General features: G+C 28.0%; 21 protein-coding genes. 17 read left to right on the top strand and 4 right to left on the bottom strand.

What is annotated here, in order from left to right:
- Positions 1–3: 3 nt before the first annotated feature.
- The gene (locus tag KJQ97_RS02000) at positions 4–1,206 is read left to right on the top strand and encodes a sugar MFS transporter (protein ID WP_214119793.1); all 1,203 of its coding nucleotides are present in this window, start codon (positions 4–6) and stop codon (positions 1,204–1,206) included.
- Between the two features lie 26 nt (positions 1,207–1,232).
- On the opposite strand, the gene nhaA is transcribed toward KJQ97_RS02000, so the two are convergent.
- The 3 genes from nhaA to KJQ97_RS01985 all read right to left on the bottom strand — a co-directional run bounded on the left by nhaA (position 1,233) and on the right by KJQ97_RS01985 (position 4,922).
- Positions 1,233–2,360 (bottom strand): Na+/H+ antiporter NhaA, encoded by a 1,128-nt coding sequence (nhaA, locus tag KJQ97_RS01995; protein ID WP_214116864.1) that lies wholly within the window; start codon positions 2,358–2,360, stop codon positions 1,233–1,235.
- 214 nt (positions 2,361–2,574) lie between these two features.
- Complete coding sequence (locus KJQ97_RS01990) at positions 2,575–4,287, bottom strand: mechanosensitive ion channel family protein (protein ID WP_214119792.1); 1,713 nt, start codon at positions 4,285–4,287, stop codon at positions 2,575–2,577.
- Positions 4,284–4,922 (bottom strand): carbonic anhydrase, encoded by a 639-nt coding sequence (locus KJQ97_RS01985; protein ID WP_214116860.1) that lies wholly within the window; start codon positions 4,920–4,922, stop codon positions 4,284–4,286. Before KJQ97_RS01985 ends, KJQ97_RS01990 begins: the two co-directional genes overlap by 4 nt.
- A 103-nt stretch (positions 4,923–5,025) precedes the next feature.
- Here KJQ97_RS01985 and KJQ97_RS01980 point away from each other — a divergent pair, with 103 nt between their 5' ends.
- The 16 genes from KJQ97_RS01980 to KJQ97_RS01905 all read left to right on the top strand — a co-directional run bounded on the left by KJQ97_RS01980 (position 5,026) and on the right by KJQ97_RS01905 (position 19,365).
- A complete protein-coding gene (locus KJQ97_RS01980; protein WP_214116858.1) occupies positions 5,026–5,703 on the top strand; it encodes a Bax inhibitor-1/YccA family protein in 678 nt (225 codons plus the stop codon).
- Between the two features lie 88 nt (positions 5,704–5,791).
- Positions 5,792–6,109 carry a preprotein translocase subunit SecG gene (secG, locus tag KJQ97_RS01975; protein ID WP_214116856.1) on the top strand — a complete coding sequence of 106 codons (318 nt, stop codon included), beginning with the start codon at positions 5,792–5,794 and terminating at the stop codon, positions 6,107–6,109.
- A gap of 11 nt (positions 6,110–6,120) precedes the next feature.
- Positions 6,121–6,678: a ribosome recycling factor gene (gene frr / locus KJQ97_RS01970; RefSeq protein ID WP_214119791.1), complete on the top strand. Its 558-nt coding sequence runs from the start codon at positions 6,121–6,123 to the stop codon at positions 6,676–6,678.
- A 2-nt stretch (positions 6,679–6,680) separates the two neighbouring features.
- Positions 6,681–7,097: an RDD family protein gene (locus KJQ97_RS01965; RefSeq protein WP_214116851.1), complete on the top strand. Its 417-nt coding sequence runs from the start codon at positions 6,681–6,683 to the stop codon at positions 7,095–7,097.
- Positions 7,097–8,119, top strand: coding sequence for a ribonucleotide-diphosphate reductase subunit beta (locus tag KJQ97_RS01960; protein ID WP_214117055.1), 1,023 nt, complete (start codon positions 7,097–7,099; stop codon positions 8,117–8,119). Before KJQ97_RS01965 ends, KJQ97_RS01960 begins: the two co-directional genes overlap by 1 nt.
- A complete protein-coding gene (locus tag KJQ97_RS01955) occupies positions 8,109–8,744 on the top strand; it encodes a protein-L-isoaspartate(D-aspartate) O-methyltransferase (RefSeq protein WP_214116849.1) in 636 nt (211 codons plus the stop codon). Before KJQ97_RS01960 ends, KJQ97_RS01955 begins: the two co-directional genes overlap by 11 nt.
- A gap of 166 nt (positions 8,745–8,910) precedes the next feature.
- A complete protein-coding gene (locus KJQ97_RS01950; protein ID WP_214119790.1) occupies positions 8,911–10,581 on the top strand; it encodes an OmpP1/FadL family transporter in 1,671 nt (556 codons plus the stop codon).
- A gap of 13 nt (positions 10,582–10,594) precedes the next feature.
- Positions 10,595–12,112 carry a long-chain-fatty-acid--CoA ligase gene (locus tag KJQ97_RS01945; RefSeq protein ID WP_214119789.1) on the top strand — a complete coding sequence of 506 codons (1,518 nt, stop codon included), beginning with the start codon at positions 10,595–10,597 and terminating at the stop codon, positions 12,110–12,112.
- Positions 12,099–13,763 (top strand): AAA family ATPase, encoded by a 1,665-nt coding sequence (locus tag KJQ97_RS01940; protein ID WP_214116843.1) that lies wholly within the window; start codon positions 12,099–12,101, stop codon positions 13,761–13,763. Before KJQ97_RS01945 ends, KJQ97_RS01940 begins: the two co-directional genes overlap by 14 nt.
- 43 nt (positions 13,764–13,806) lie before the next feature.
- The gene (gene guaB / locus KJQ97_RS01935; protein WP_214119788.1) at positions 13,807–15,258 is read left to right on the top strand and encodes an IMP dehydrogenase; all 1,452 of its coding nucleotides are present in this window, start codon (positions 13,807–13,809) and stop codon (positions 15,256–15,258) included.
- On the top strand, positions 15,255–15,482 hold the full coding sequence (locus tag KJQ97_RS01930; protein ID WP_214116840.1) for an exodeoxyribonuclease VII small subunit: 228 nt from the start codon (positions 15,255–15,257) through the stop codon (positions 15,480–15,482). Before guaB ends, KJQ97_RS01930 begins: the two co-directional genes overlap by 4 nt.
- The gene (locus KJQ97_RS01925) at positions 15,476–16,267 is read left to right on the top strand and encodes a carbon-nitrogen hydrolase family protein (RefSeq protein WP_214119803.1); all 792 of its coding nucleotides are present in this window, start codon (positions 15,476–15,478) and stop codon (positions 16,265–16,267) included. The genes KJQ97_RS01930 and KJQ97_RS01925 overlap by 7 nt, the downstream gene beginning before the upstream one ends.
- On the top strand, positions 16,242–16,895 hold the full coding sequence (locus tag KJQ97_RS01920; protein ID WP_214119787.1) for a HesA/MoeB/ThiF family protein: 654 nt from the start codon (positions 16,242–16,244) through the stop codon (positions 16,893–16,895). The genes KJQ97_RS01925 and KJQ97_RS01920 overlap by 26 nt, the downstream gene beginning before the upstream one ends.
- A complete protein-coding gene (locus KJQ97_RS01915; protein ID WP_214119786.1) occupies positions 16,892–17,731 on the top strand; it encodes a DMT family transporter in 840 nt (279 codons plus the stop codon). Before KJQ97_RS01920 ends, KJQ97_RS01915 begins: the two co-directional genes overlap by 4 nt.
- Before the next feature lie 9 nt (positions 17,732–17,740).
- Positions 17,741–19,045 (top strand): UDP-N-acetylmuramate--L-alanine ligase, encoded by a 1,305-nt coding sequence (murC, locus tag KJQ97_RS01910; RefSeq protein WP_214119785.1) that lies wholly within the window; start codon positions 17,741–17,743, stop codon positions 19,043–19,045.
- Entirely contained in the window at positions 19,042–19,365 is a 324-nt protein-coding gene (locus KJQ97_RS01905; protein WP_214116831.1) for a hypothetical protein, read from the top strand. Before murC ends, KJQ97_RS01905 begins: the two co-directional genes overlap by 4 nt.
- Positions 19,366–19,506: 141 nt before the next feature.
- Here the strand turns inward: KJQ97_RS01905 and fliK are convergent, their stop codons facing one another.
- Positions 19,507–21,144 (bottom strand): flagellar hook-length control protein FliK, encoded by a 1,638-nt coding sequence (gene fliK / locus KJQ97_RS01900; RefSeq protein WP_214119784.1) that lies wholly within the window; start codon positions 21,142–21,144, stop codon positions 19,507–19,509.
- Positions 21,145–21,264: the final 120 nt, after the last annotated feature.

The following is a 21,264-nucleotide window of genomic DNA, read 5'->3' as shown; positions in this document are numbered from 1 at the left end:
ATTATGAGAACGCAAAACAACTCATTTTCGCTTGTTATTTTAACAGCGTTATTTTTTATGATGGGCTTTTTAACCGTTTTAAACGATATTTTAATCCCACATCTTAAAGAACTTTTTGAATTAACTTATTTTCAATCATCTTTAGTTCAATTTTGCTTTTTTGGAGCGTATTTTATAACTTCTGCATTTTTTGGTAAGCTAATTCAAAAAATTGGCTATCAAAATGGTGTTGTAGGTGGATTTTTATTAGCCGCATTAGGTGCTATTTTATTCTATCCTGCAGCAGGAACTCATAGTTATGCTATATTTTTAGGTGCTTTATTTGTTTTAGCTAGTGGGGTAGTGTTACTTCAAGTTACAGGAAATCCTTTCGTTACTTTATTATCACCTAGTGGTAAAGAAGCAAGAAATTTAGCTTTAGTTCAAGCATTTAATTCACTTGGAACAACCGTTGGACCATTTTTTGGTAGCTTATTTATTTTAAGTTCAACTACAAATCTAAGCTTAGAAGAAAAAATAAGCTCAGTTCAATTACCTTATTTAGGAATTGCAGTTGCACTAATTGTTTTAGGAATTTTTGTGAAGTTTTTCATAAAATTACCTGATGTAAGAATTACAGCAGAAGAAATTAGCGAAAACGCACACGATACAAGAACAAGTGCTTGGCAATATAAACACTTGGTTTTAGGTGCTATTGGAATTTTTTGCTATGTTGGTGCTGAGGTTGCTATTGGCTCATTTTTAATTCTTTATTTAATGCCTATTTTAAATATCACTCAAGTAGAAGGTGCTAGTATGATAGCTTATTATTGGGGTGGAGCTATGGTAGGTCGCTTTATTGGAAGTTATATAATGAATTATATTAAACCTGCTTATTGTTTAGCATTCAATGCAGTTATTGATATGACGCTTTTATTGTGTGCTATTTTAATTGGTGGAGAATTGGGTGCTTACGCAGTTTTAGGTGTTGGATTTTTTAACTCTATTATGTTTCCAACTATTTTTTCACTTGCTACAAATGGACTTGGTCGCTGCACTTCTCAAGCTTCAGGAATTATTTGTATAGCAATCGTTGGTGGAGCTATTATCCCTCCTATTCAAGGAATACTTGCTGATATTGTTAATTTACATATATCTTTCATTATTCCTGCGATTTGCTATTTATATATTTTATTCTTTGCAGTTAAAGGCTATAAATGCAAATAAGAATTTGAATTCAGATTTTTCTGAATTCAAATCTTAAATCTTAACCATAAAAATCCAAGCACAGCAGAACAACAACTAGCACTTAAAACTGCTAATTTTGCACTATTAAAAATTGCTTCATTTCCTTCAAAAACTAATGTATTTATAAAAAAGCTCATTGTAAAGCCAATTCCTGTTAATATACTAGCTCCGTATAAAATCTTTTTGCTAGATGGTAAGGTTGCACCTAGTTTATTAGCAAGTAAGCAAAAACTAAATACTCCTAATTGCTTTCCAATAAATAAACCAAAAAATATTCCAAAAAATACACTATTTAAATTATCTAAATTAAACTCAAGCAATACCCCAGCATTAAATAAAGCAAATATAGGCAATATTGCATAATTTACATAAGGGGTTAAATCGTGCATAATTTGCTCTAAAAATTCTTTATTGTCTTTAGTATGTAAAGGGATAAAAAATGCGCAAAGCATTCCAGCTAAAGTAGTATGAACCCCACTTTCTAAAACACAAACCCAAATAAAAGCACCTACTATTAAATAAAACATTTTGTAAGTGCAATGGAAAATATTTAATATAAATAATAACCCAACACCAATAGAGCCTAAAACAAGAGAAATATATAAAAGGTCATTTGTATAAAATATCGCAATTATAATAATTGCAGCAATATCATCAAATATTGCAAGGCTTAATAAAAATACTCTTACACTATTTGGAACATAGTTTTTTAGCATTAATAAAATAGCAATAGCAAACGCTGTATCAGTTCCTGTTGGAATTGCAAATCCACTTAATCTATAAGTATCAAAAAAATTAAATATAGAATATATTAAAGCAGGAACCATAATTCCGCCTAAAGCACCAGCAAGCGGTAATAATCTTTTGCTATTTGTATTTAGTTCTCCGCATAGAATTTCTTTTTTTACTTCAAGTCCAATCCAAAAGAAAAATATAGCAACCAATCCATCATTTACCCATAAAAACAATGGTTTGCTTAAAGAATAATCTAAAAAGCTAATAGATGCTCTAGCTTCTAAACAAGCATTGTAAAATTCACTAAATGAAGAATTTTTTAAAAATATTGCTAAAAATGTCATAAATAATAATAAAAATGCAGGTAAAAGTTCGTTGTTTTTGATTTTTGATAACATTTCTCTCCTTTTAAATAAATTAAATAAAACATTCTTAGTAAAAAATGCTTGATTTAAAGAATTGTAAAGGTTTTAAAAGCGATATTTACTCTGATAATAATTAAAAAAAATAAATAAAAGTTTATAAAAAATAATAATTTTTATTATTTAATAATTTAAAAATAAAATTAAAATTCCTATTTTAAATTCTTGCATTTAAAATAGGATATTTGAATTATTTTGTTGTATCTGGAAGTTTTTCAATATAAAGGCTAGTTGAAGGGAAAGCAAAACTTAGACCATTTTTCTCAACTATTTTCATAATTTCCATTAATATTTTGCTTTTTTCGTCATAATATTGTTTAGCACTAACGCTTTTTATATAAAAGTATAGCTCTACATTGATACTACTTGCAGCAAAATCATCTAGCCAAACATAAATTGATGATTTAAAGCCTTCTAAATCATTGACAGAAATTAAATTTTGTTTGTAATAATTTTTGTTTTTGTGTTGAAATACATCATCGTTTTCGTTAGCTATTATATTATTACTTGTCAGCAATTCTTTTATATCGTTTATAAAATTTTGTATTTGCTCTGTGCTTGCGTCGTATGTCAAGCCAACGCTCATTCTTACTCTTCTACCATATTTTCTTTTTGAATAATTTTTTATATTTCCATTTAATATCGTAGAATTTGGGATAAATACTAAGCAGTTATCAAAAGTTCTTATGGTTGTTTTCCTAAGACCTGTTTCAACTATTGTTCCTTCTATTCCGTTAATTTCTACCCAATCACTTTGAGAAAATGAATTATCAAATAACATTAAAACAGAAGCAAAAAAGTTAGCGATAATATCTTTTGCAGCAAGTGCAACTGCTAAACCACCAATACCTAATGAAGCAATAATTGCTGAAATATCAAAACCTAATTTAGCAAGTATGATTAATATAGCTATGAAGACTATTATAAAATATAGTATTTTTAGCATAAGATTTATTATTTCTTTTTTACCGCTTCTTTTAGCAATTTTTGAAATAATTATTACTCCGTATCCATCTAAGATAGTTATTAATAACCAAGTAAATGCCATAGTATTAATAATGCCAAATAGCGTTAGTATAAGTGTCATAATTGGAGCAGGATAGAATGCTATTAGAAAACATAACCATAAACCATATATATAAAATAAAGCAATTAATGGTTTTGTTGATTTTTGTAATAATTGCAATGAATGATCATCATGGTTTTTCTTAAATACTCTTAAAATTATTGTAAAAATTATTTTAAGAACTAATTTTTTTAATAAAAATATAAATAGCATTATAAGAGTGCATATTATCACTTTGCCAGGGTTTATATATTTATTTACTTCTTCTGGAAAATATGAATTAAATTTGCTTAAAAATTTATTAGTATCTAGTTGCTTAAAAATATCATTAGTGGTAAATATATCTGTATTTAGTCTAAGATATGTTAAAAGTTCTGTATAAGAATTGATTTTAATTTTTACCTCTTGGTTATCACTTGTATAATTACTAATCGTTTTTATGCGTTCATCTATTAGATTTTTTAAATCTGTTTTATGCTCTTCTTTAGAATTTAGATAAGAAATAATTTCTAATAAACATTCATAAAAATTTTGTTCTACTGCTTGTAAAATTTTATCATTATTAGTTTTTTTAATATCTTTTAATATGTTTTTGTCTAAATTCTCTGGTGTAATTAGGGTTGGAAATACTGCTAGTATTTGATTTTTTTCATTTTTTAATTCTTTGATTTCAGAATTTATTTTGAGTTTATTTTGGCTGTTTTCATCTTTTTCATCAGCTAAAAATTTATTTAATTCTTCTATTTTTATGTTTTTAGTAGAAAAATTATCAATATTATTTAATAGCTCATTAGAATATAAAAAAACCCCAAATAATAGTATAAATAAAATTCTCATTTAATATCCTTTAATGGTTTAAAGTGTCCGTCATTAGGGCAGTATTCATAGATTTCTCCTGTTTCTATTAAAAAATACCAAGCTCTAATTTTTAATTTATTCTCATCAATTCTTTTTTGAACTTCAGGATAGCCTAATAAATTTTCATAGCTATTTAAAATATTTGCTTTTTCTATCATCCAAGACCTTAATGCGTATTGACCTTCGTAGTGGTTTAGTTCTAATGTAAAATCAACTTGTTGTTTAATATCATCAATTAAAGAAACCCATTTTTTTACGTTAGGTAAAAGTTCTGCTTTTTTACTAGGAATATCTTTACATCCACCGCAGTTGCTATGCCCACATATTATTACATTTTCAACATTTAACGCATATAAAGCATATTCAATAGCTGAAGTTGTTGCTAAATATTCATCTTTTACACGATATGGTGGGATAATATTTGCTATATTTCTTACAACAAATAATTCTCCTGGAACTGTTGAAGTTATTAGATTAGGAATTACTCTTGAATCAGCACAACCTATAAATAATGTATGTGGATTTTGCTCTTCTTTTAAATCTTTAAATAAGTCTTTATGTTCTAAAAACCCTTCTTGCATAAATTGCAATGCGCCTTTTATTAATTTATCCATTTTTTATCCTTGTTAAAAAGCGAAATTATATAAAAAAATTTCAATGAGATATTAACTAACTTAGTTATAATCAAGTGCATTTAATAATAACAAGGAGACAATTATGAGTTTATACGAAAGAACTCGTGCTAGTTCAGCAATTCGCTCAGATGCTGCTATTTTTGTAAGAGATACATATATGTATTTTGCACTTTCACTAGTTGCAGCTACTTTAGGAGCTTATTTAGGTGCTACTTATTTAGCTAGTTTTTTAGTTGGCAATATTTGGGCTAGTATAGGAACGCTTATAGTAGAAATTGCCTTAATTATGATATTAAATAGAAAAAGTGAGGTAACTAATGGTGCTATTGCTATGCTATTTGCATTTGCATTTATTAGTGGATTAAGCCTTACTGGAATTATTTATATTACTTTACAAAGTCAAGCAGGTGCTACAATTATTGCTCAAGCTTTATTCTTAACAACTTTAGCTTTTGCAGGTCTTAGTGTTTTTGCATTTACAACCAAAAGAGATTTTAGCGTTTTTGCTAAAGGATTTTTTATAGTTTTATTAATTATGATAGGTGCGTCTTTATTAAACTTATTTTTCCAAAGCCACCTTTTACATTTAATAGTTTCTTGCGTTGGAGCAATAGTATTTAGCTTCTTTATCATTTATGATACTCAAATGATAATTCGTGGAGCTTATCAAACACCAATTCAAGGTGCAATTGCTTTATACCTTGACTTTATTAATTTATTTATATCTTTATTAAATATCTTAAGAAGCATTAGAGACTAATTTTTAAGCCTTCAATTTTGAAGGCTTTAACTTATTTTAAATTTTATAACATATAATACAAACTTTATTTTTAAACGAAAGAAGTAATATGAACACAATTTTTATCGCAATTCAATTTATTTTAGTAGTTATTATTTGTGCTTGCGTTCTTATGCAAAAAAGCTCAAGTATAGGCTTAGGTGCTTATAGTGGTTCTAATGAGAGCTTATTTGGAGCTAAAGGTCCTGCTGGTTTTTTAGCAAAATTTACTTTTATTATAGGAGTTTTGCTAGTAGCTAATACTATTTATTTAAGCTATAGTTATAACACTAAAACTGGTGAAAGTCTAGTAAATAAACTAGAAAATGCTAGCAAACAACTTAATGACACTAATCAGCCTAAAGCATTACCAGAATCAATTAAATAAAAGGAATACTAATGTTAAATGATATTTATTCAAAACAAAAAGAACAAAACGAAAAAGCTCATAATTCTTTAAAAAAAGATTTTATGACTTTAAGAACAGGTAAAGTAAATATTTCTATATTAGATAATGTTTTTGTAGATTATTATGGAACTCCAACTCCATTAAATCAAGTTGCAACCGTGTTGGCAACTGATGCAACGACAATTACTATTAGTCCTTGGGAAAAATCTATGATTAAGGCTATAGATACTGCTATAAAAGCAGCAAATATCGGTGTAAATCCTAATGCTGATGCTGATGGAGTTAAATTATTTTTCCCACCAATGACTAAAGAACAAAGAGAAGAAAATGCTAAAGCTGCAAAAGCAATGGGAGAAAAATGCAAAGTAGCTATTAGAAATATCAGAAAAGACGCTAATGATGCTGTAAAAAAATTAGAAAAAGATAAAGCAGTAAGCGAAGATGAAGCTAAAAAAGCTTACGATGAAGTTCAAAAATTAACAGATGCGGCAATAGCTAAGACTGATGAATTAGTTAAAGAAAAAGAAATACAATTACTTAAAGTTTAAAAATGGCAAAGGCTAAGGTAAGTTTAGCTAGCCTTTATGATAAATTAAAAGCTGGCATTGTTGATATGTTTATGATAATGATGCCAATACAATACTTCACTACCTATATCTTAGTAGGTAGTGCTAGTGAGTATAGACAAAATCAATCTTTTATATTATTTGCAACCATTACTTATCTTTTAGTTTTATTTTTACTTTTATTTTTTAAAGGTCAGAGTTTAGGGTATAAATATTTAGGTTTGCATTTAAGAAATAAAAATGGTAAAAAAGCAAGTTTATTTCAAGTTTTTATTAGATTGGTATTGTTTGTGCTTACATTTTCTTTATTATTTGGTATTTTATTTCCATTTTTTAGAAAAGATAGGCAATATATACACGATTTATTTTCAAACACAATAGTCCTTAAGGAGAACAAATGATGGATAGAAAAAGAATTTATAATCCACAAAGTAATGAAGATTTAACATCAAGAAGAGTATTTGGTGGAAATCCACAAGGTATATTAAATTTTACAAAAGCAAAATATGAGTGGGCTTTAAAATTATGGGATTTAATGGAAGCTAATACTTGGTTTCCTAGAGAAGTTGATACTACAAAAGATGCACTTGATTATAAATGTAATTTAACTTCAAGTGAAAAAAGAATGTATGATTTAGTATGGAGCCAACTAATTTCTATGGATAGTTTTCAAACCAATAACCTTGCTGATAATATCAACCCTTATATAACAGCTCCAGAGATTAATGCAGTATTAGCAAGACAAGCTTACGAAGAAGCAAATCATTCAAAAAGTTATGCGGTAATGGTTGAAGCTATTTGTGATGACACTGATTTAATATATGAAATGGAAAAGCACGACGCTACTTTAAGAAAGAAAAATGATTTTATTTCAAGTTTATATGAAGAACTTGCAGGAGATGTAACTGATGAAAAGTTACTATATGCAATGGTTGCGAATCAAATTCTAGAAGGAATTTATTTTTATAGCGGCTTTACTGCAATTTATGCACTAGCTCGTGCAGGTAAAATGCTAGGTTCTGCTCAAATGGTTAGATTTATTCAAAGAGATGAAATCACTCACTTATTGTTGTTTCAAAATATGATTAATTCAGTTAGAAAAGAAAGACCTGATTTATTTAATGAAAAAACAATTGCTAAAATTTATGAAATGTTTGAAAGAGCTGCAGAACTTGAAATTGAATGGGGTAAATACATTACTCAAAATCAAATTATGGGCTTTACTGACGATATAATTACTGAATATATTCATTATTTAGTAGATTTAAGACTTAGCTCAATCGGACTTGATAAAAAATATAATGCAAAACATCCTATTAAATGGGTTGATGACTTTTCTAAATTTAACGACCAAAAGAGTAACTTTTTTGAAAGTAAAGTTACAAATTATAGTAAAGGAAGCTTGAGTTTTGATGATTTTTAAGGATATTTACGAACAGCAAAAATGTGCTAGACTTGCTGAAAATATTGCAAATGAAGTTAATATTAGCAATGAGATTAAACAAGCATTTGCTAATACACCAAGAGAAATTTTTATGCCTATGAGTAATTTTGCTTATGAGCTTCACGCAATGCCGCTTAGCTCAAATCAATGGATTAGCTCACCAATAACAGTAGCAAAGATGACAGCAGCACTAGAGCCTGTTGGTGCTGATAGTGTGCTTGAGATTGGTTGTGGTAGCGGGTATCAAGCTGCACTTTTGAGTAATCTTATTAGAAGAGTTTTTTCTCTTGAGAGAATAAAGGAATTATCAAATAAAGCAATAAAAAATCTTGATACAATCAAGGCAAATGTATATGTTCGCCACGCTGATGGAAATAATGGGCTTAAAAATTATGCACCTTATGAGAGAATTTTACTATCTGCATATACAAATAAAGTTCCTGATGTATTATTTACTCAACTTGAAGTTGGTGGAATTTTAGTAGCTCCTGTTGGAAATGAAAATAAACAATATATTACTAAATATATTAAGCATAAAGATAGAATAGAAGAAATCATTCTTGATTCTTGCACTTTTGTTCCTATGTTAAGTGGTGTTGAATAGTAATTTAACATCACTTTTTAATCTTTATTTTTACTCAAAATATTTTTAATCTACATTTATTTGTATAATTAGCTTAATAAGGTAAAAATTATCCTTTGTAAAGAAAAATTAATTTTAAAAATATATAATCGAAACTTTATTTAAAAATTAAGGACAAATTGAGTCAATGAATAAGGTTTTCTTATCATTTGTTGTTAGTGGTAGCTTACTAGCATCAAATTATAAGCTAGTTCCATTGAGTGCTGATGGAGTAGCTTTATCTAGCTCAAATTTAGCAAAGAGTTTTAGTGCCGATGCGGCTTTTATAAATCCAGCAAATATGGGATTTTTAGGACAAAATCCACAATTGCATTTTAGTTCAAATTTTTACAATGCTGCTGGCTCAAGATTTACAAATGAATTGGTAAATGGTTTAGATGGCGAACCATATTATAACGCCACTGATGCACACGGAAAAGAGTTTTCGTTCTTTATACCAACACTTGCATTTGTTTATCCTATTAACGAGCAACATTTTGTTGGATTTGCAGGTTATACTGATTTTGCTGCTGTTTATGGATGGAATAGTGATTATGCAAAAGCACTTGCTAATAATATGGATATTCGTGGTGGAACTGCAGCTATTTCCTATGCTTATAAGCCTATTGATGAATTAAGTTTGGGTGCAAGTTTAACATTAAATCATACTAGAATTAAATTTAATATTTTAAAAGATAATGCAAAAAATCCTAGATATATTCCAGCAGATATTAGTAGTGTAAATAGAGTTTGGGTTGATGAAAAAGGTAATGCACATCCTTATTCTTGGGTATATGAAGGAGATGCTAGGGTAGATAATGGTTATAAATTTGGATACAAATTATCTTTAACTTATGTTCCTAAATATTTTGATGATAAATTAAGATTTTCATTACTTTATAATTCTTCTTATAAAAATAAGTTTGAAGGTAATATTGATTTTAAAATGTCAAAGTTTGGAATGTTTGATTTTGCAAATAATTTATCTCCAAAAAATCAAGAACAATTTAATTCTATGCAAATGTCTATTCAAGAGTTAGCAGCTATGAGTATTGGATTGGCTGGTCTTATGAGTGAAGTATATAAAATAGACCCTAACACTGGTTCTATAGTTGGAACTTTACCTACTCAAGATAGTAAAGTTGGTTATAATGGTTATGTGAGTGCTAATTTCTTATATCCTGCTAATGCTAATTTTGGTATTGCCTATGAATATGGTAAACACGAGTTTATGTTTAATATGGGAAGAACATTTTGGAGTAAAGCAAAAACATTGGATTTAAAAATAAATTCACCAGAAATTCCACAATCATTAAAGCTCGCAACAATGCAATTTATGCAAAAGTGTGCAGCATCTGGTAATGATTGTAATACTATTGAAGGTTTTCAAAAAGTTGCTATGAGTATAAGTGCTACTTTAGACCCTAAAGATAAGCAAGCTATTGAAGAGTATTTTTTATCATCATTTTTACAAAGTAGTTTAGAACAAGGTTGGAGAGATACAACATTACTTAGCTTTGGTTATAGATATAACTATGATAAAGAATTATCGCTTATGCTAGGTTTTTCTACAGAAGATAGTCCAGTAAGACGCGAAAAAATAAGCTTTTTAGCAAAAGATAGTAGAATGTATATGTATTCTTTAGGACTTGAATATAGATTAAACAAAAACTTAAAAGTAACAGGAGCGGGAGCATATCAACACTATGCTGATGTTAAAGTAAATAATGTTACTGATAATATTTTGATACAGACTAAAGGTAAGTTTTCAAATCAATCAAATCAGATTGTAAATGTTGGTATCAATTATGAGTTTTAATTAAAGGATGTAAATGCAAAATTATTATGAATACTTAGAACATTATTCTAATTTAAGTAGAGTTGCTATTTTTGATGCAAATGGAAAAATAAGCTTTAAAGAGTTAAAAACTCATGTAGATAAAATGATAGCTTTTTTGCAAAATCAAGGCGTTAAAAGTGGTGATAATGTAGCTTTTATTATGAGTAATTGTAAAGAATTTATGATTTTATATTTTGCAATAGCATCTTTAAAAGCAGTCGCAGTTCCTATTAATACTATGCTAAAATGTGAAGAATATGAGTATATTATTAAAGACTGCGATGCAAAATTATTAATAGTTTCAAAAGATATTAAAGAAGCTGCTGAATTAGCTAATGAATTTAAAGATATTTTAATATACCATTCTTTTGATGATAATTTAAAAGATGGATATTTAGCGAGTTATTTAGATTATGCACCTGTTTATAATTTTAAGTGTGAAGCTAGTATTGATGATAGCGTTCATATAATATACACTTCAGGAACAACAGGTCTTCCTAAAGGAGTTTTATTAAGCTATAAAAATATTTTATCAAATATCAAATCAGCTCAACACGATTTTAAAATAAAATCATCAGATAGAGCCATAGCGTATTTGCCTATGTTTCATAGTTTTACTTTAACAGCAGTTTGTTTATTACCTTTACTTTCGGGTTGCTCGCTTGTAATTGAGCGTTCTGTTTTACCTTTTTCAAATGTTATAAAACAAATTCTATTAAAAAGAGTTACGATATTATTTTCAGTTCCTGTGATACTAAATGCTTTATTAAAGGCAAAGTTACCTTGGTATTTTATGTGGTTTCATAAAATTAGAATTATAGTATCAGGCTCTAGTGCCTTAAGTGAAGGAACTCTTAAAGCCTATAAGGAAAAATTTAAAAGAACCGCAGTTTTAGAAGGCTATGGATTAAGCGAATGTTCTCCAGTAGTTGCGGTAAATCGCCTAGATAAGCAAAAGGTTAATTCAGTAGGTTTGCCATTACACGGGTATCAAGTAAAAGTAGTAGATGATGATTTAAAAGAATTACCTATCGGAGAAGTAGGGGAGTTAATCGTAAAGGGTGATTGTGTAATGCAAGGCTATTACAATAAACCTGAATTAACCAATGAAGTAATAGAAGGCGAGTGGCTTAAAACAGGTGATATTGCAAGACTTGATGAAGATGGATTTATTTATATAGTAGATAGGAAAAAAGACATAATAATTGCAAAGGGGATTAATATATATCCAAGAGAAATTGAAGATATTATTATGCAATTAGATGAAATTGATTCTTGTGCTGTTATAGGTGTTAAGGATAGTGAGTTAGATGAAAGCGTTGTTGCTTATGTTTGTTTAAAAGAAGGTGCTAAACTAAGTGCTCAAGAAATTCAAAAGTATCTTAAAAAGTATTTAGCAAATTATAAAGTTCCTAAAACAATTGTGTTTAAATGCGAATTACCAAAAAATGCTGCTGGAAAAGTATTGAAAAAAGAATTAAAAAAAGAGTTAGAAATTGGAAAAAATTAAAGAGTTTTTAAGTAATAATTACGAAGAGAGTTTTTTATATTTAAAGTTATTAAATCAAGGTCTATCTAAAGAAGCGTGCATTATATTAAGAACAATGCTAAACAAAACTATAAAATCTCGTTTTGGGATAAAGTTTCATAGCATTGTAGAAGATGCGTTTAATGCTAATACTACCGCTCAAATGGTTTCGTATTTACCAAATTTCGTTGAGCTATATGAGAAAAAATTTATTCAAGAAGCAAGCGGAAAGCAGTTTAATTATAAAGATAATGCAGGGCTTATTTTATTTCAATCAATAGCACTTACAAGATATGCTCATGTATTTTTTAACCTTGCTAATGAATTTGATGGAGCAAGATTAATTAGTGATAATGAATTAGAAGAATATAAACATAAGCCTTATACTGATTTAAGCGTTTATTTAAATGATTGCTTTGATATGATTGATGCTAGGATTAAATTAGAGTTTTTAACTTCGGATTTAAGACTTGATTTGATTAATACAAGGCTTAAAAATAGCCCAAAATTTCATAATCCTTTTAATGAAATTATGAAAGATTATGATTTGAGTGCCGAAGAAACTCTTATATTAATGGCTTTATTAAAAGAAGAATTAACAGGCTCTAAAAAACCACTTCATTATGAAGAATTATTAAGCATAATTAATCCTTATCAATTAGAAAAGATTAGAAATTATGAATTATTAAGTGATGATTCTAAATTGCTTAGCAATGAATTAATTGAATATGTTGGTAATGATAATAGATTTATTATAAGTGATAATGCTTTAAAATATTTTTTCCCAAATAAAGGCGAAAATATTAAAGCTATTGTAGAAGAATTAAATTTCTTTGAATATTTAGAAATAAATGAAATAGATTTAATAGTTAGTAAAGATATTAGCGATTTAGCAACAAGTCTTAAAAAACGCTCAACCAAAAGTGTGGCAAAAAGATTGAAAGATTGGGGCATAGTAAAAGATGATATTTTAAGAGCTAATATAATTTTTTATGGACCTCCAGGCACGGGTAAGACTATGAGTGCTAGTTATTTAGCAAAAACTTTAAAAAGAGAAATTATCACACTAGATTGCTCTAAAGTATTAGATAAGTATGTAGGAGAGAGTGAGAAAAATGTTCGTGCTATTTTTGATAATTATAAAATAATTAGCAAAAGCGTTAAAACTCCGCCTATTTTATTATTAAACGAGGCTGATCAATTCTTAAGCACTAGAAGTGTAGCAAGTCACGGAAGTGAATTAATGCATAATCAAATGCAAAATATTTTCTTAGAACAACTAGAAAAATTTGATGGCATTGTAATAGCTACAACTAACTTTTTAGATAGTTTAGACCCAGCATTTTCAAGGAGATTTGAGTATAAAATCAAATTCTCAAATCCAACAGAAATAGAGCGTGAGAAGATTTGGAAATTACACTTACCAAAAAATGCAGAATTTGAATCAGGATTTAAAGTAGAAGATTTAAAAAGTTATGAATTAAGTGGAGCACAGATTAAAATGGTTGTTAAAAATACTGCTATAAAAGTTGCTCAAGGCGATGGAATTTTTAGATTAGATGATTTTAAAGAAAGTATTCAAAAAGAACTAAATAGCGATTTTTCTAAAGAAATTAAAATGGGCTTTAATTAATCAATAGCCCTTATAATAAAATAAACTACGAAAGGAAAATCCAGTGAATATTATTAAAAAAGCTCTAACATTTGAAGATGTATTATTGGTTCCGCAATATTCAGAAGTTTTACCAAAAGAAGTTGATATTAGCACAAAGCTTACTAAAAATATTAATTTAAATATGCCTTTAATTTCGGCTGCTATGGATACGGTTACAGAGCACAAGGCTGCAATAATGATGGCAAGGCTTGGTGGAATTGGAATAATTCATAAAAATATGGATATTGAAAGCCAAGTAAGAGAAATAATCAGGGTTAAAAAAAGTGAAAGTGGTATTATATATGACCCTGTTTATGTTAATACTAAAGCAAAGGTAAGTGATGCTTTAGCTATTATGAATGAATATAGTATTTCAGGTGTTCCTGTTGTAGATAATGATAAAAAATTATTAGGAATTTTAACTAATCGTGATTTGAGATTTGAGACTGATTTTTCAAAAATAGTTGATGAAGTAATGACAAAAATGCCTTTAATTACTGCTAAAAAAGGCTGCACCTTAGATGAAGCTGAAGTAATTTTTAGTAAAAATAAAATAGAAAAATTACCTTTAGTAGATGAGAGTAATACTCTTTGTGGTCTTATTACTATAAAGGATTTAAAAAAGCGTAAAGAATATCCAAATGCAAATAAGGATAAATTAGGAAGATTAGTAGTAGGTGCTGCTATTGGAGTAGGGCAACTTGATAGGGCTAGAGCTTTAGTAAATGCAGGTGTTGATGTCTTGGTTATGGATAGTGCTCACGGACATAGTAAAGGCATAATTGATACTTTAAAAGAAATCAAAAAAGAATTAAATATAGATGTAATAGTAGGCAATATCGCTAATCCTAAGGCGGTTAGGGATTTAGCATTAGCAGGAGCAGATGCTATAAAGGTTGGTATTGGACCAGGTAGTATTTGCACTACTCGTATAGTAAGTGGAGTTGGAGTTCCACAAATTACTGCTATTAGTGATTGTGCTGAAGTTGCTAAAGAGTTTAATGTGCCTATAATTGCTGATGGTGGTATAAAGTATTCAGGAGATATCGCAAAGGCTCTTGCAGCAGGTGCAAGTAGTGTAATGATAGGCTCGCTTTTAGCAGGGACTGATGAAAGTCCAGGAGAATTTATCACATATCAAGGAAGACAATATAAATCGTATCGCGGTATGGGTAGCTTAGGGGCTATGGCAAAGGGTAGTTCTGATAGATATTTTCAAGAAGGAACAGCAAAAGAAAAGCTAGTGCCAGAAGGAATTGAAGGAAGAGTTCCACATACTGGAAGTATTAAAAATGTAGTGTTTCAATTACTTGGTGGTCTTAGAAGCTCAATGGGTTATAACGGAGCTATAAATATAAAGGATTTTCAAGAAAAAGCCGAGTTTGTAGAAATTACTAGTGCAGGGCTTAAAGAAAGCCATGTTCATGATGTAACAATCACTGCAGAAGCACCAAATTATAAGGTAAATCAATGAAAAAAACTTACGAACAAATCTGTGAAATTTTAGATGAAAAATTAAAAATAATTGAAGATGAGCAAACGCCTTTATTTGATTTAGTAGATGCGTATAAAGATGGTATGAAACTAATAAACGAAGCTAGAGAATTATTAGATAAGGCTAGTAAAGATATTGAAGAATTTGAACAAACTAAACAAAATAATTCTTTAAGTATTGATACAGAAAGATTGCCATTTTGAAAATAGCAGCACTTCAACTAAGCACTCAAGCTTTAAGTAATGCAAGGCTTGATTATTATTTAAGAATTTGCGAGCAAAAAGATGTTAGATTAGTAGCGTTAGGCGAGTATGTTTTAAATAATTTTTTTACTGAATTAAAGCAAATGCCAGTTGATTTAGTAAAAGAGCAAAGCAAAGTAAAACTAGAAGCCTTAAAAGAATATAGTGCTAAATATAATTTATGTATAGTTGCTCCTATAATTCTTAGCACTAATAAAGGTTTTAATAAAACTTGCTTAGTAGCAAATAAAGGTAAAATCAAATATATAAATCAGCAAGTTTTTATGCCGTATTCACATTGGAATGAAAAGGATTTTTTTATAAATTCAACAAAAGCTATTAAATTGCATACTTTTAAATGTGATAATTTTAAAATAGGCGTTTTATTTGGCTATGAAATACATTTTGATGAGTTTTTTAAAAAAGCAAATGAATTAGATTTATTGATAATTCCTACGGCAAATACTTATAATTCAAATTCTAGATGGTGCGAACTTATTAAAATGAGAGCATTTTTAAATAATACTAATATTTTAAGAGTAAATCGTATCGGTGTTAGCGAAGTAGATGAATTAGAGTGGAATTTTTATGGTAATAGTTTTTTATGCAATGCTTATGGAGATATAGTTCAAGAATTAAGCGACGCTGAAGAAGTATTAATTTCTGAAATTAGCAAACCTAGTGAAGCTGCTAAATTTTGGCAATTTAAGGAAGTAAGAAATGAAATCAACAAGCGACTTTTATGAAAGACAAACTTTATTATTAAAAGATAGGCAAAAGAATTTAGAAAACAAAGAAATCATAATAATAGGTGCAGGCGGTCTTGGCTCAAGTATAGCATACGCACTTGCTAGTAGTGGTATAAAGAGTATTAGTGTAGTTGATTTTGATATAGTTAGCTTTAGCAATATTCAAAGGCAAATTATGTTTAATTTTAACGATGAAGGTAAAGCTAAGGTTGATTGTTTTAATAAATTAAAAGAGCGTTCATTTTGTGATATAAAAACTTATAAAATGAGTGCGGCAGAATTTTTTGCTACTAAACCTAGTGCTGATTTGATTATGGATGCGACTGATAATTTATCAGTTAGAGCTGAAATTGATAATTACGCTAAAGCTAATAATATTCCTTGGATTTTTGCTAGTGTTGAAGAGTTTTTCATAAGTGCTAGTATTGTAAAAAATAAAAAAATAGCATTCAAAAATGAAATAAAAAGGATAAAACCTCAAGCAACTCCATTTGTTATGTTTAGTGCTACTTTTGCAAGTATTTTGGCATTAAAATATCTAGCAGGTTATGAAGTAAAACTTGATTATTTATATTATTTTGATTTTTCAAAAGATATTTTAAATCTTAATAAGTTTAATTTATGAACCATCAAGAAAAATCATTTTTTTTATTAATATTTGCTGTAGTTATCTGGGGAGCATCGTTTTTGCCTACTAAGTGGGTATTAAACTACATAAATAGCTATGAATTATTATTTTATAGATTTTTATTAGCTTCTATTGTGTTTTTTTTCTTGGTGAAAAATGATATTTTAAAGCATTACAAAAATACTTATTTATACGGATTAATCACTGGTTTTTGTATGGCGTTTGCCTTTATTTTTCAAACCCAAGCACTAAGCTTTACTCAAAGCTCTAATGTGGCTTTTCTAACTGGTTTAGAAGGAATTATTGCTCCATTTTTATGCTTTTTTATAAGCAAAGCAAAGCTTAGTTTTAAGATATTTTTCCTAGCTTTACTTGCTTGTTTTGGTATGTTTTTATTTAGTGATGCGAATTTTGATAATTTTGGAAAAGGCGAATATTTAGCGATAATTTGTGCTGTGTTTTTTGCACTTTTAGTGGCTTTAAATGATAAATTTTTAAAATCAAATGATTTAAATACCTTTATATTTTTTCAATTTGTAGGTAGCACGATAATGTATTTATTATCGGCTTTAATTTTTGCTGATTTAAGTTTAACTCCTATTTTAAATTCTAAGGTTTTTATACTTATTTTAGTATCAGCATTGATATTTACAATATTTTGTTTTTTTGCTCAAAATTACGCTCAAAAGCACCTTCATCCAAGTAAAGTCGCATTGATTTTACTACTTGAGCCAATTTCGGCTGGAATTTTAGGAAGTTTTTATGGAGAAGTATTTACAATTTTACAATTATTAGGAGCAGGGTTAATTTTGATTGCTCTAGCATTTTCTTAAAGGATTTTTATGAAAAAAATATTTTTTATCGGTATTGGTGGCATTGGTCTTAGTGCGTTGGCTAGATTTTTAAATGAGCGTGGAATTAGTGTTTTAGGAAGCGATGTCTATGAGAGTGAATTAGTAAAAGAATTAAGAGCAGAAGGAATTGCGGTTTTTATAGGTCATAGTGCATCAAATTTAAGCAACGATATTGATTTGGTAGTGCATTCAGCAGTAATTCGTGAAAACAATCCTGAAATAAAAAAAGCAAAAGAACTAGGCATAAGAGTTCTATCAAGAAAAGAAGCCTTGCCACTTATTTTAGAAAACAAAATGCTTTTTGCAGTTGCAGGTGCACACGGCAAAAGTACTACAAGTAGTATCCTAGCAAATATTTTGCAAAGCTCTTTTATAATCGGTGCAGTGGATAAAAGAGCTGGTAAAAATATGGTGTATAAAACTAGTGAAAAATTAGTTTTTGAAGCTGATGAGAGTGATAGTTCGTTTTTAAATTTAAATCCTGCTTTAAGTATAGTAACTAATGCTGAACCTGAACATTTAGAGCATTATAATCACGATTTAAACGCTTTTTATAAAGCTTATACAGACTTTTTAAAACAAAGCAAAATTAGAGTAATTAATGCTGAAGATGAGTTTTTAGCTACAATTGATTTAGATTGTGAAAGGCTAGTGCCTAGCGAAGATATTAAAAACTTAGAATTTGAAGTTAAGGATTATTTGCCTTTTATATCTTTTGATTTAAGAGATTTTGGTCGTTTTAGCGTGCAAGGTCATAGCGAATGTATAGCTATTGATACTGCTTTAGCAATACTTGCTGCTAGGTGTGTTGGGCTAAGCCTAAGTGAGATTAAGCAAAATTTAAAAGATTTTTGTGGTATTAAAAAGCGTTTTGATGTTTTATATGCTAGTAAGGATTTTGTAATAATTGATGATTACGCTCATCATCCAACCGAAGTAAGAGAGACTAAAAAAGGCATATTTTCTTATGCAAAAGCACTAAATTTAGATGATACTATAGCGATTTGGCAACCGCATAAATACACAAGATTGCTTGATAATTTAGAAGGTTTTAAAACTTGTTTTGAAGGTTTTTCAAAGCTATTTATTTTGCCTGTTTATAGTGCTAATGAAGATGAAATTAAAATTGATTTAGCTAAGCATTTTCCTAATGCTTGTTTCATAGACGATATAAAAAGAGTTGATAATTCTTTAAAATTATTTAGTAATTTAGGAGAAATTACTTTAGATAAAGGCGTAGTGGTTGGATTTAACGCAGGTGATTTGACCTATAAATTAAGGGGCTTAAAATGATTAGATTTGCAATATTTTTAATATTGTTTTTTGCATTAATTGGTGTTTGCATTTATTATAAAAATCATTTTAATTCTAAGCTTTATGTGGCTGTTATTTCATTAATAGTTGTTACTTTTATAGTTGGTTTTATATACACTAGCCTAGATAATTCAAGTGGAGCTTTAAAGCAAGAGATTTTAAATATTTATAATTCAGGTAAGGATTTAGATTGTCAAGGTATAAAAATCAATATCAAAACTCACGGATTTAACAACGGAACTTCAGTATTTATAGATAATACTAACAATCAAAAAATAGATATGTTTATTTGTAAATAATTTTAAGAATTTAATTAAAGCCTAAATAATAAAGGCTTTAATTATTTTAACTATCTTTAAAATATATTTTAGCAGCAAAGCTTACTGCTAAAATTATCATTGAACTTATTAATAAAATTGAAACCAACATTTTTTACCCCTTTAAAAATATCTATAAAGCACAGCATTAATTCCACTTGGCATATCGCTTGTGCTTTCTAATTCTTCAATTTCTTCATATTTTTTACGAGCTTTTTGCTGCTCTTGATGATTTGAACCTTCTTTTTTATCTCCAAAATTCATAGCAAGACCCGTAAAGCCCATATTTACAAGGCTATTTTTAAATTCTTGCTGATTTGCTATGAAAAGATTTAGAGTATTTGCATTGTTTGAATTAAGATTTATATGTAAGTTATTACCCCTTGCAATCATAGTGACATTAACTTCTCCTAATTCTTTAGGATTTAAATTAATGCTAACTTTATGGCTTGGAGCTTTGAATTTTTCTATTTCTTCCTTAAAATCTCTTGTAAAATTATCAATTACTAATTTAGTTTGTTCTTTACTAAGTTCTTTATTAGGATTTAAAAAATCAACTTTAAGATTTTGTGGTAGATTTAGCTTTTCTTTATTATCTTGAGTTTGGCTTGAGTTTTCATCTAAATTATCTTGTAAATTTTCTTCTACTATATTTACTTCAGGTAGAATTTTATTTTCATTTTCTTTTGTTTCTTGGGTTTGAATTTGAGTTTTATTTGCTTGAATTTGTATATCTTTTATATCATTTTTAATTATGTTCGGAGTAATTTTTGGACTTTGTGTTTCTATATCTTTTGAAACGATTTTAAATGCTTCTTCTTTTATATCTTTAGTTTGTTTTTTATCATCATTTGTAATTTTGCTTAATAACTCATTTAAAGCCCCAGTTTTTAGAGTTTTTTCAGCGTTTATAATAGGTTCGTTTGTATTATTAGATACAATTTTTTCACTTTTTACTGATAATAAACTTTCTAAATTTGGTTTTTTAATTTCAGTATTTTTTAAATTCTCTTCAATTTTTGTATTTTTGTTTAATGCGTGTGAGAAGAAATTTTGCTCATATAATTTAGGATATGGTTTAGCAAAAATTTGCTCGTTATATTCATTATTTTTAATTTTTTCATAAGTTATATTGCTAAGCCCTAATTTATGCTCTTTTGCAAGTTCTACTAATGAATGAACGCTATTTGTATTTGCAAAACTTTCTAAACTAGCTTTATTATTAACAATATTTTTTAAGTTAAAAAAATCATTTAATTTTACATTTTTTTTATCTTGCTTTAATATGTCTAAAAAATCTAAAATCTGAACGAAATTCAAATCATCTAAAAGTTCTTTTCCATATTCAACATCTTCCATAGAAGTCTTAATATCTTGCATAATTTCAGCATCACTTATTTGCAATCTTTTAGGTAAAAATTCATTCATTTCTTTTGCATTTTGCACTATTTTTGATACTTTATCTTGTAGAGTTTTTGGATTTTGTAAAAGACTTGCTAATAAATTTGGCTCTTGTTTGCTTGTTTTTTCGTTTAATAAAGTTGAAGCTAGATTTATATTACTAAATTGTTTTACATCTTTATTTTTTATTTCATTTTTTGCTTTAAATACATTTTGCATTACCAATAAATTTTTAGTATCTTTTACATCGGTTTGATTAAATAATAAATCAGCAAAACCTTCTCCGCCAGACTTTTTAGAGCCTTTACCTTTTTTAGAATTTAGATTTTTTACATCTTGTAAAATTAATAAATCTTTCATAATAATCCTTGTTTAAAACTTGATGAGATTTAGCAAAATTCGTTCCAAGTTTTTGTGATTTCATATTTAAAAATTAACCTAAATTAATTAAACTTTTACTTTAAAATCAAGGAGAAAACA

Origin of the sequence: Campylobacter sp. 2018MI01, from assembly GCF_018501205.1 — a bacterium.
In the GTDB taxonomy this organism is placed as follows: domain Bacteria; phylum Campylobacterota; class Campylobacteria; order Campylobacterales; family Campylobacteraceae; genus Campylobacter_E.
The sequence above is the reverse complement of the archived record's forward strand: the minus strand, read 5'-3'. Positions and strand labels throughout refer to the sequence as shown.